Origin of the sequence: Rhodoferax sp. (assembly GCF_014859475.1) — a bacterium.
Lineage (GTDB): Bacteria > Pseudomonadota > Gammaproteobacteria > Burkholderiales > Burkholderiaceae_C > Rhodoferax.
The window spans coordinates 1-10,432 of record NZ_JACUUE010000087.1; the positions used below are offsets into that span (position 1 = coordinate 1).

Annotated in this window: 13 protein-coding genes; 2 read left to right on the forward strand and 11 right to left on the reverse strand. The window is 59.4% G+C overall.

Features of this window, described 5'->3' with window-relative positions; genetic code table 11:
- Positions 1–51: 51 nt before the first annotated feature.
- Positions 52–585, reverse strand: a complete 534-nt coding sequence (locus IBX54_RS08945) for an FKBP-type peptidyl-prolyl cis-trans isomerase (protein ID WP_296542315.1) — start codon at positions 583–585, stop codon at positions 52–54.
- A 40-nt stretch (positions 586–625) separates the two neighbouring features.
- Here IBX54_RS08945 and IBX54_RS08950 point away from each other — a divergent pair, with 40 nt between their 5' ends.
- Positions 626–1,774 carry a cupin domain-containing protein gene (locus IBX54_RS08950; RefSeq protein WP_296542316.1) on the forward strand — a complete coding sequence of 383 codons (1,149 nt, stop codon included), beginning with the start codon at positions 626–628 and terminating at the stop codon, positions 1,772–1,774.
- Here IBX54_RS08950 and IBX54_RS08955 read toward each other — a convergent pair.
- From IBX54_RS08955 to IBX54_RS09000, 10 genes are read right to left on the reverse strand one after another with little or no spacing between them, the layout of a single operon-like run.
- A complete protein-coding gene (locus IBX54_RS08955; RefSeq protein ID WP_296542317.1) occupies positions 1,765–3,450 on the reverse strand; it encodes a Na(+)/H(+) antiporter subunit D in 1,686 nt (561 codons plus the stop codon). The two genes, IBX54_RS08950 and IBX54_RS08955, sit on opposite strands and share 10 nt — an antisense overlap.
- On the reverse strand, positions 3,443–3,697 hold the full coding sequence (locus IBX54_RS08960; protein ID WP_296542318.1) for a hypothetical protein: 255 nt from the start codon (positions 3,695–3,697) through the stop codon (positions 3,443–3,445). Before IBX54_RS08960 ends, IBX54_RS08955 begins: the two co-directional genes overlap by 8 nt.
- 11 nt (positions 3,698–3,708) lie before the next feature.
- The gene (locus IBX54_RS08965; RefSeq protein ID WP_296542319.1) at positions 3,709–5,175 is read right to left on the reverse strand and encodes a monovalent cation/H+ antiporter subunit D family protein; all 1,467 of its coding nucleotides are present in this window, start codon (positions 5,173–5,175) and stop codon (positions 3,709–3,711) included.
- Positions 5,175–6,659, reverse strand: coding sequence for a monovalent cation/H+ antiporter subunit D family protein (locus IBX54_RS08970; RefSeq protein WP_296542320.1), 1,485 nt, complete (start codon positions 6,657–6,659; stop codon positions 5,175–5,177). The genes IBX54_RS08965 and IBX54_RS08970 overlap by 1 nt, the downstream gene beginning before the upstream one ends.
- On the reverse strand, positions 6,656–7,030 hold the full coding sequence (locus tag IBX54_RS08975; protein ID WP_296542321.1) for a cation:proton antiporter subunit C: 375 nt from the start codon (positions 7,028–7,030) through the stop codon (positions 6,656–6,658). Before IBX54_RS08975 ends, IBX54_RS08970 begins: the two co-directional genes overlap by 4 nt.
- 17 nt (positions 7,031–7,047) lie before the next feature.
- On the reverse strand, positions 7,048–7,476 hold the full coding sequence (locus IBX54_RS08980) for a Na(+)/H(+) antiporter subunit B (RefSeq protein ID WP_296542322.1): 429 nt from the start codon (positions 7,474–7,476) through the stop codon (positions 7,048–7,050).
- Entirely contained in the window at positions 7,473–7,976 is a 504-nt protein-coding gene (locus tag IBX54_RS08985; protein ID WP_296542323.1) for a DUF4040 domain-containing protein, read from the reverse strand. The genes IBX54_RS08980 and IBX54_RS08985 overlap by 4 nt, the downstream gene beginning before the upstream one ends.
- Before the next feature lie 20 nt (positions 7,977–7,996).
- Entirely contained in the window at positions 7,997–8,323 is a 327-nt protein-coding gene (gene mnhG / locus IBX54_RS08990; protein WP_296542324.1) for a monovalent cation/H(+) antiporter subunit G, read from the reverse strand.
- Complete coding sequence (locus tag IBX54_RS08995; protein WP_296542325.1) at positions 8,320–8,604, reverse strand: monovalent cation/H+ antiporter complex subunit F; 285 nt, start codon at positions 8,602–8,604, stop codon at positions 8,320–8,322. The genes mnhG and IBX54_RS08995 overlap by 4 nt, the downstream gene beginning before the upstream one ends.
- Positions 8,604–9,080: a Na+/H+ antiporter subunit E gene (locus tag IBX54_RS09000; RefSeq protein ID WP_296542326.1), complete on the reverse strand. Its 477-nt coding sequence runs from the start codon at positions 9,078–9,080 to the stop codon at positions 8,604–8,606. Before IBX54_RS09000 ends, IBX54_RS08995 begins: the two co-directional genes overlap by 1 nt.
- Before the next feature lie 215 nt (positions 9,081–9,295).
- Here IBX54_RS09000 and IBX54_RS09005 point away from each other — a divergent pair, with 215 nt between their 5' ends.
- Positions 9,296–10,276: a D-glycerate dehydrogenase gene (locus tag IBX54_RS09005; RefSeq protein ID WP_296542327.1), complete on the forward strand. Its 981-nt coding sequence runs from the start codon at positions 9,296–9,298 to the stop codon at positions 10,274–10,276.
- The last annotated feature ends 156 nt before the right edge of the window (positions 10,277–10,432 follow it).

The following is a 10,432-nucleotide window of genomic DNA, read 5'->3' on the forward strand; positions in this document are numbered from 1 at the left end:
CCTGAAAAATTCATCGATTTCATTTTGCAAGCTTTTTGATGAAACGAACTACTAGTTCAGCAAGTCGTTGCCGGGTTGCAAGCTGTGCAAGGGTGTGATCTTGAAAAAGCCGGTGCCTGCGCTGCCGCAGCCAATTTCTTCTTCAGTGGCTTCGCGCACAGCGCGCACTTGCAGCGTCAGGTGCAGTGCAATGCCCGCGAGTGGGTGGTTGCCGTCCAGCACCACATGCTCGGGGTAAATGTCGGTCACGGTGTAGAGCGCGTCTTGCGGCATGTCCGGGCTACAACCGGTGGGCAGGGCGGTACCCTCAAAGGTCAGGCCTTCTTCGAGCTCGGGTGGAAAGAGTTCGCGGCGTTCCAGAAAAATGAGTTGGTCGTTGAACTCGCCAAAGCCCTGCTCGGGTTCGATGTGCAGGTTCAGGGTGGCGCCAGCTTCATGGCCTTGCAGCGCAGTTTCGATGACCTCGAACAAATCACCGCCCCCCACCAAAAACTCCACCGGCTCTTCGAGCACGTCCAATTCCTCACCCAAAGAATCTTTGAGTGTCCAAGTTAAAGCGACGACGCATTGTTGTGTGATTTCCATACGAGAATTGTCGCAGACAAAAACCTGAACGGAGCACCCCATGGATGTCACCCAAGCGCTGCCTTTATTAGGCGGCATCAGCCCCCAAGTGTTCATGAAGCGCTATTGGCAAAAGAAGCCGCTGCTGGTCAGGCAGGCCGTGCCCGGCTTCAAGCCGCTGCTGGACCGCGCACAGCTCTTTGAGCTGGCGGCCAATGAAGACGCCCAGACCCGCATGGTGATCCAGGAGCCAGGCAGCAAGCCAGGCTGGCGCTTCAAACACGGGCCATTTCAGCGCCGCGCCTTGCCGCCGCTGAAGCAGCCGGGTTGGACGATTTTGGTGCAGGGCGTCGATTTGCACCACGACCGCGTGCATGCGCTGATGAACCAGTTTCGCTTTGTGCCCGATGCCCGGCTGGACGACCTGATGATCAGCTATGCCACCGATGGCGGCGGCGTGGGACCGCACTATGACAGCTATGACGTGTTTTTGCTGCAGGCGCTTGGGCAACGGCGCTGGCGCATTGGCCGCCAGAAAGACCTGAGCCTGCAGCCCGATGTGCCCCTGAAAATTCTGGCCAATTTTGAGCCCGAGGTGGAATACGTGCTGGAGCCGGGCGACCTGTTGTATTTGCCGCCGCGTTATGCCCACGACGGCATTGCCGAGGGCGAATGCATGACCTACTCCATTGGTTTTCGTATTCCCAACCGGGCCGAACTGGCGCGTGAACTGCTGCAGCGCCTGGCCGAAGAAGCCGAGGATGAGGTGGGCGTGGCTTTGTACCGTGACCCGGATCAGCCCGCAGTCGATCAGCCCGCTGAAATCCCGGCCAGAATGCTGGAGTTTGCCCAGGATGCGTTGCAAGATGCCCTGCAGGACAGCCGGGCCCTGGCGCGTGGCCTGGGCGAGTACATGACCGAGCCCAAGCCCAACGTGTGGTTTGAAGCGCGGCCGGTGTCTCCCAAAGAGGGGCAGGTGCTGCAAACCCGGGGCATCCGCTTGGACCGGCGTACCCGCATGATGTTTGATGTGCACCATATCTTCATCAACGGCGAGAGTTTCAGCGCCTCGGGCCGGGATGCGACGCTGATGCGCGCTTTGGCCAACGCCCGCATCTTGTCGGGTCGGGAGGTGATTAAACTGAGTGCGCAAGCCTCTGAGTTGCTGACTTCATGGTGTGCCGCCGGATGGCTGGAGGCTCAGACGTAATAAAGAATGAGAAAGCCCAGCAGCAACACCAACACCCACAGCGCCATGCTGCGGGTGGACCAGGTTCGTGCAAAGCGTCCGTCCTGGCGATGCTGGTAAACAACCAAGGCGGTGGCCTCCATGATCAACACGCGAGCGGCACGCATCAGCAGTGTCCACACCCGGGACAGCGGCAGGCCCACGTGGCGCAACATTGCTGGCAAAACAAAGCGCCAGACCCAGTCTGTGTCAAGTGTGAGGGTCAGTGAGCGCTTCAGGTAGGGCAGCAGTACAAAGAACGCCAGCGCCGAGAAAAGCAGCAACTGAAGTTGCGTGACCACATGCGCAGCGGTATAGGGCACATAGTTCACGGCGTAGGGTAGCAGTGCGTACAGCGGCTCGGGCCAGATGCCCGGTGCAATGCACAGGAACGAAAACAAAACCATGGCCCAGCGCATGCTGCGCGGGGGCTCGGTCGGGCGCAGCCCCGAATCTTTTTGGAAAAATACGAGCCAGATGAACTTGAGCCCGGCGTGCAGCACCACGCCAGCCGATGCCGCTGTCAGCAACAACCAGATCGCAAGATGATGTCCGTCAAGCGCAGCCTGGGACACCATGGATTTGGAAATGAAACCCGAAGTGAGCGGAAACGCCGAAATTGTCATGGCGCCGACCATGGCGCAGCTCGCGGTCAAGGGCATGCTGCGGAACAGGCCACCGAGCTCAGTGCAGCGGCGTTTGCCCGTCATCAGCATCACCGAGCCTGCCGCCATCAACAGCAGGCCAACATAGATCACGCCGACAAAGGCTTGCGCTGCTGCGCCGTTGAGCGCCATCTCGGTGCCAATACCCACGCCGACGATCATCAGTCCGCCCTGGTTGACGATGGTGTAGGCGAGGATGCGGCGCATGTCGTTTTCCAGCAGGCCATAGACGATACCGTAAAACGCCATGAACAAGCCAAGCCAGATCAGCAACTCGTTGCCGGGAAAACCGCGCAGCAACACATACACGGCCGTCTTGGTAGTGAAGGCAGACAGGAACACGGTGCCGCTCCAAGATGCTTCGGGGTAGGCGTCGGCCAACCAGGCTGACAGCGGCGGCGCCGCTACGTTGATCAGAAAACCGATCAGGATCAGCCAGTGTGCAGGTGAATCCAGCGCCAGGCGGGTAAAGGCCACGTCACCTGTGTCAACAATATGACCTGTGACACCTGCAAACAGCAGCACACCGCCGAGCAGGTGAATCATCAGGTAGCGTCTGGCCGCGCAGTAGGCCGCTTGACTGCCCTGACTCCATATCACCAGGGTCGAACCGATGGCCATCAACTCCCAGAACACGAACACCGTGACCAGATCCCCGGCCAGTGCCACGCCAATGGCCGAGCCGGCATAAACAAAGGCGGCAGGCACCTCGACGCGGCTTTTTTGTGTGATGGCAAACAGGCCTGCGCCAGCGGCCATGATGGCGAAGATGGTGGCAAACAGGCGCGACAGCTTGTCGCCCTGAAGCGGCGTGAGGGTGTGATCGAGAAAATGCAGCTGCCAGGCCGGGCCGTCAGGTACCTGCCATGCCAGTGCCAATACCAGCAGTGGCAAAGCCACAATGGCGGAAGATCGCACCGTGTCACGCAGCAAGGGCAGCAGCAGGGCGCCCGCGATGAGCACCAGCCCGGGGTGAAGCAAGGCCTCAGTCATGGTCTTTGCCGTAATAAGTGTGCGGGCGCTGCAGCAGCAAGGTCAGGCCTTTGGCCACCAGGACCAGCAAGGCGCAGGCCAGAAAAGCCCCCCAGGCATAAAAACCAAAAACAGATTCAATTTCAAAATGCGGGTGCATGGGAACAAAAAACTCGGCCAGCACCGTCAGCAGCAGGAGCACCAGAAAGCCGCGCCACAGCAACTTCACATTGCGGGGTTGATCCAGCCAGTGGGTTTTTTCGTCCATTGGTTTCAATGTTATGGGTTGAGCATCTGACGGGCCAGCGCCAGTGGCACATCAGGGTAGAAGAACAGCAGCACCGTCGCGCCAGCCGTGGCCGTCAGGGCGACCACCATCAGCAGGGGCGCCTCGCCGTGCGGATGACCATGCGGGTCGGCCGCGGGGGCGACAAAGAAGGCGCGGTACACAATCGGTAAAAAATAGCCTGCATTGAGCAGTGTGCTCAACACAATGACTGCAACGGCCAGCCAATGCTGGCCGGCCATGGCGCCCGACACCATGTACCACTTGGAAATAAAACCTGCTGCCGGGGGCAGACCGATCATGGATAGCGTAGCAATGGCAAAGGCGCCCATGGTCCAGGGCATGCGTCGGCCGATGCCGTCGAGCTGGCTGATCTCGGTTTTGTGGGCTGCGGTATAGATGGCGCCAGCGGCAAAAAACAGCGTGATCTTGCCGACCGCATGGGCCGCGATGTGCATCACCGCACCCACCAGCGACAACGGGGCCAGCAAGGCGGCTGCCATGGTCACGTAAGACAACTGGCTGATCGTGGAGTAGGCCAGGCGGCGTTTCAGGTTGTCTGCGCTCAGCGCCACCACCGAGGCCGCGATGATGGTGAACCCGGCCACGGCCACCAGCCAATTTGTGGCTCCCGCTGTGGCCAGGGTGTCGATGCCAAAAATATAAACCATCACTTTGACCACGCTGAAGACACCGGCCTTGACCACGGCCACCGCGTGCAGCAGTGCCGACACGGGTGTGGGTGCCACCATGGCGGCGGGTAGCCAGCGGTGAAAAGGCATGAGCGCGGCCTTGCCGATGCCGAACACACATAAACCCAACAGCAGCGCGAGCTCACCCGGCTTGAGCTTGTCGGCCAGAATGCCGCCCACCGTGAAGTCGGTGGTGCCCGTGACATGCCAGATGAACACCAATGCAGGCAGCAACAGCACCGTGGACGTACTCAGTAGCAAGCCGAGGTAAACGCGCCCGCCGGCGCACGCCTTTTCGGTGCCGTGATGGGTGACAAGCGGGTAGGTGCTGAGCGTCAGCACTTCATAAAAGAAGAACAGGGTCAACAGGTTGCCCGAGAAAGCAATGCCCATGGTAGCGGCCAGAGCCAGTGCAAAGCAGACAAAAAAGCGCGTCTGGTGGGCCTCATGGTTGCCGCGCATGTAGCCGATCGAGTAGATCGAATTGACAATCCACAAGCCCGAGGCAATCAGCGCAAACAACATGCCGAGCGGCTCGACCGCAAACGCAATGTCTAACCCGGGCAGCAAACTGAACAGCACCAGGCCAGGTCGCCCGCCTGCCATGACAAATGGCAGCAAGGTCAATACCACCGTCAACAACACAGCGGCAGTGACCAGCGTGATGGCTTCGCGCAGGTTGGGTACGCGTCCGGCCAGCGAAATCAACAAGGCGCCCGCCGCGGGCACGGCCATGGACGCCAGAATGGCCTGTTCGGGTGTCAGCATCAGCGCTGCCCTCCGAGCAGTGCCGCCGCCGCGTCAGAGGCGGTGCCAATCGTGAATGAGGTGTCGAGACCGAAGTACACGGTAGCGATGACCAAAATGGCGCTCGGCACACCCATCATCCAGGGCGTGGCAACCACATTGGCCGTGTCTTCGCGTGGCGCACGCAGGTAGGCCACCTCGACAAAGCGCCAGACATAGATCGCCGCCAGCAATGACGACAACACAATCATGAACACCAGCCACCACTGGCCTTGCTCAAGCGCTGCCAGCAACAAATACCACTTGCTGATAAAGCCGGCGGTGCCCGGAACGCCCATCAATGAGAGCCCGCCCACCACAATGCCGAAACTGACCAGTGGCATGCGCTTGCCCAGCCCCTGCACCCGCGCCAGCGTGGTGCCGCCCATGCCAAGCGCCACACAGCCCAGCAGCATGAAGATGGCGCCTTTGGTCACGCCGTGGTTGAACAGGTGGACGATGCTGGCAGTCAGGCCATTGACCGAGTTGAACGACAGTCCAAGAATGATGTAGCCGATTTGTGCCACGCTGGAATAGGCAAACAGCCGCTTCAGGTCAGTTTGAAAGATGGCGATGGTGGATGCGGCAAACATGCCTGCCAGCGCCAGCAGCAGCATCATTTGTTGCATGGGCAACTTGTCAAACACAGCTGATTCGCCAAACACCGTGAAGTAAAAGCGCAGCAACACATAGACCGCCACCTTGGTCGCTGTGGCCGCCAAAAAGGCCGACACAGCCGAAGGTGCAAACGTATAGGCATTGGGCAACCATTGGTGCAGCGGGAACAAGGCCAGCTTGAGCGAAACACCCACGGTAATGAAAGCCAGTGCCGCCAGCACCGGACGCGTGCCCTGCACCGAGGCCAGGCGGTGCCCCATGTCGGCCAGGTTCAGGGTGCCGGTCATCAGGTAGAGCAGGCCGATGCCAATGACCAGCAAGCTGGCCCCGATGGAGCCCATCAGCAGGTACTGGTAGGCGGCAAACAGCGCCCGGCGGTCGCGCCCGAGCGCAATCAGCACATAGGCCGACAACGACGAGATTTCCAGAAACACGAAGACGTTGAACGCGTCGCCCGTGATGGCAATGCCGAGCAGACCGGTCAGGCACAGCACGAACATGGTGTAAAACAGATAGTGCTGTTGGGGCGGCACTTCGGCCTCGATGCTGGCGCGGCTGTACGGCAGCACCAAGGCGGCGATGCTTGACACCAGCACCAGCAGGAATGAGTTCAGGCGGTCAACCCGGTACTCGATGCCCCATGGCGCAGGCCAGCTGCCGATGGCGTAAGTGATGGTGCCGCTGTGTGCTACTTGCAGCCACAGCGTGATGGAAATGGCCAGCGCGAGCCAGCTTGCCACCAGGGCCACGGCAAAGGCCACGCTGCGCCGACGCAGCAGCACGGTCAGCGGCGCCGCAATCAGCGGCACAATCACTTGCAGGGCGGGCAGGTGCGCTGCCAGATTCATGTTGCTTCCCCGTTGCCGTCTGGCTTGGCGTCGCGTTCCAGGATGTCGTCTTCTTCAATCGTGTCGTACGCTTCACGAATACGCACGACCAGGGCCAGACCCAAGGCCAGCGTGGCAACACCCACCACGATCGCCGTCAAAATCAGCACATGGGGCAGGGGGTTGGAGTAAACCGAAAATTCGTTACTCAAAATGGGCGCCGTGCCCCCGATCAGCTTGGCTGGAGCCACATAAAGCAAATAAATCGAGGTCTGAAAAATGCCGAGCCCGACCAGTTTCTTGATCAGATTGGGGCGCGAGATCACGATGAAAAGGCCCGCCACCATCAGAAAAATCGTGATGAAGTAGGTGAAGTGACCACCCGCGGTCATCGCGCTGCTTATCCCAGTCATTCTTCATCCACCTTGGCGCGGTCAGCGAACATGTAAAAAATCTTCAGCATGACACCCGACACCGTGGTGGCCACGCCCACCTCGACCCAGAAAATACCGCGATGTTGGCCCAGCACCGGGTTCGGATCGAGCACAAAGTAGTCGAGGTAGTTGCCGCCCAGCAGCAAGCCGGCCACGCCAACGCCGGCGTAAATCAGCACGCCAATCGCCATCATGGATTCGACCAGGGGCTCGGGTACCACCTTGCGCGCGTCGGCCAAACCGTAAATCAGGGCATAGAAGATGACGGCAGCAGCCAGAATCACGCCCGCCTGGAAGCCGCCACCCGGTCCGAAGTCGCCATGAAATTGCACATACAGGGCAAACAACAAAATGAACGGAATCAGCAACTTGGCGATGACGCGCAGGATCAGGTCATTTTTCATGATTTGCGTCCTTTGCGGCGTCTGCGCAGCAGCGCCACGACACCGGCGCCCGCGGTAAAGACCACCGTGGTCTCGCCCAAGGTATCAAAGCCACGGTAGCTGGCCAACACGGCGGTGACTACATTGGGCACGTCAACCTCTTGCCTCATCTCGTTGAGGTAGCGCGGTGCCACATGCGCGTGGATTGGTGCCTGCGGGTCTGAAAATTCAGGCAGCCCCAGCGTGCCGTAAACCAACATGCCGCCCACCGACAGCGAGACCAAAAGCGGCAGTAAAGGCTTGTTGGGCGGGCGCGCCTCTTCACTTTTGCACAGGTAGAGCGCACCCAGCAAGAGCACGGTCGAAATGCCTGCGCCTACCGCCGCCTCGGTCATGGCCACGTCCACCGCGTCCATGGCCACCAACACCGTGGCCATCAGAAAGCTGTAAACGCCGCTGAGCAGAATCACGGCAAAAAGGTTACGATTGCGGATGATGGCCACGACACTGACCGCCATCATCACCATCAGCACATTGATGATCAGGGTTTCGATGACGATTTCTCCTCGACAGCAAGGTGTTTGACGCCGCGCACCATGGCTGCGCGCGCCAGCGCATGGGTGGCCGTGGGGCTGACAAACAAAATCAACAGACCCAGCATGAGCAGCTTGACGGTGATCAGGGTGAATCCGGCTTGTAACGCCAGACCCAGCAAAATCAGGCCGGCCCCCAGCGTTTCGATGACGCTGGCAGCGTGCATTCGGGTATAAAAATCGGGCATGCGCAGCAAGCCGATGGCACCAACAATGCAAAACAAGCCGCCAAGCACCAGGCTTGCCCAACTGACGATGCTCACCAGAAGTGTCATGCGGCAGGGCTTTCGTCATCACCGGCGTCGCCCAAATCGCCATGCCGAAAATACTTGAGTACGGCGATCGTGCCGATCACGTTGAGCAAACCATAAACAATCGCCAGGTCCAGAAATTCAGGGCGACCATTCAAAAAACCCAACACGGCGAGCAGCAGCATGGCCACCGTGCCGATGGTGTTGGCCGCTTGCGCCCGATCGAAAACCGTTGGCCCAAGAGCGGCGCGGGCCAAGGCCAGCGCCAATGTAACCAGCAACGCAAGAGCGGTGACCGTGAACATCAGGCCTTGCCCTCGCAGGCGCTGACACGCCGATCCATCTCGCTGTTGACTGCAGCCAGTGCGCCGGCGCGCGTCAGGCCGTGGACGAAAAATTCATTGGCACTTGCATCAATGGTGATGGTGCCAGGGGTGAGGGTGATGGAGTTGGCGTGGAGCACGAGACCGACTTCTGTTCTTTGGCTTGGCTTGAAGCGCACCAGGGTCGGACTGATGGGTAACTTGGGGTGGACGATGATTTTGCTGACTTCCCAGGCCGATTTGATGATTTCCTTGAACAGCCAGACCCAGTAAACCAGGGCACGCGCGCCCAACTGGATAGGGTGACCCTCGGCATCTACCACATTCATGCGATGTGCGAACCACGTGACGGCCAGCGCGCAGCCGATGCCTGACGCCAATAAAAATGGCGTGAAATAACCTGACAGCAGGAGCCAGAAAAGATACAGGAAGAAGAACAGGCTGAATGAGCGAATCACGTCAATGACTATTTGTAATGCTTGGCTGGCGCGATGAAAGGTATGTCTCGAATGCTTTTTTCATCAACTGTGCAGAGCGCAGAACTTTTCAAAAATTGTGTCACAAATTCAAGCGCGCTGACATCGATTTGTTATTTGATCGTGGACAATGTTACTTGGAAAATTTATGTTTTTGGCGTTTATCTTTGTCAGACTTTTGTCAGGAGTTTATTGATATGAAACCGAGCATCTTGATCGCACGCGCAGTTTTTCCAGAAATTTTGACATTGTTGGCGCAGCACTTCGAGGTCACGTCCAACCAGGACGATGTGGTTTGGAACACCTCAGAGCTGATCGCGCAATTGCAGGGCAAACAGGGCGCTTTCACCACCGGCAGCGAGCGCATCAGCCAGGAGGTGCTTGCTGCTTGTCCAGCTTTGAAAATCTGCGCCAACATGGCCGTGGGGTACAACAACTTCGACCTCGACGCCATGACGGCGGCCGGCGTGCTGGCCACCAATACGCCCGATGTGCTGACCGAAACCACGGCTGATTTCGGCTTTGCGCTGATGATGGCCACGGCCCGGCGCATGGCCGAGAGCGAGCGCTTCTTGCGCGCCGGTTTGTGGAACAGTTGGCGCTACGACATGTTTGCCGGCTCGGAGGTACATGGCAGCACGCTCGGTATTCTGGGCATGGGCCGCATCGGCCAGGCCATTGCTAAACGGGGCGCGCACGGTTTCGGCATGAAGGTGATCTATCACAACCGCTCGCGCCTGGACGCAGCCCTTGAAGCCGTCTGCGGCGCGGCTTATGTGAGCAAGTCCGAGCTGCTGCAACAGGCCGACCACCTGATTCTGGTGTTGCCCTATTCGCCCGAGGCGCACCACGCCATTGGGGCGGCGGAGCTGGCGCAAATGAAGCCCACAGCCACCCTGGTCAACATCGCGCGTGGCGGCATTGTTGATGATGCCGCGTTGGCGGCTGCCCTGAAAAAAGGCACGATCGCCGCAGCGGGTCTGGATGTGTTCGAGGGCGAGCCCAAGGTGCACCCCGATTTGTTGACCGTGCCCAACGTGGTGCTGACCCCGCACATTGCCAGTGCCACCGTGCCCACCCGCCTGGCCATGGCGCAACTGGCGGCAGACAACCTGATCGGCTACCTGCTGCACGGCAAGCCCCTGACGCCCTTGAACCTGCCGGTGTTGACGGCTTGACCCGTACCACGTCACGGCGAACGAAGTAAAGCAATCCATGAATTTGAAACCGCACAGACTGCCGCGCTTCGCTTTCCATGAACAGCCCAGTCATTGCGAATGTGACCGTCATTGCGAACGAAGTGAAGCAATCCATGTCCCCGGACTGCATGGATT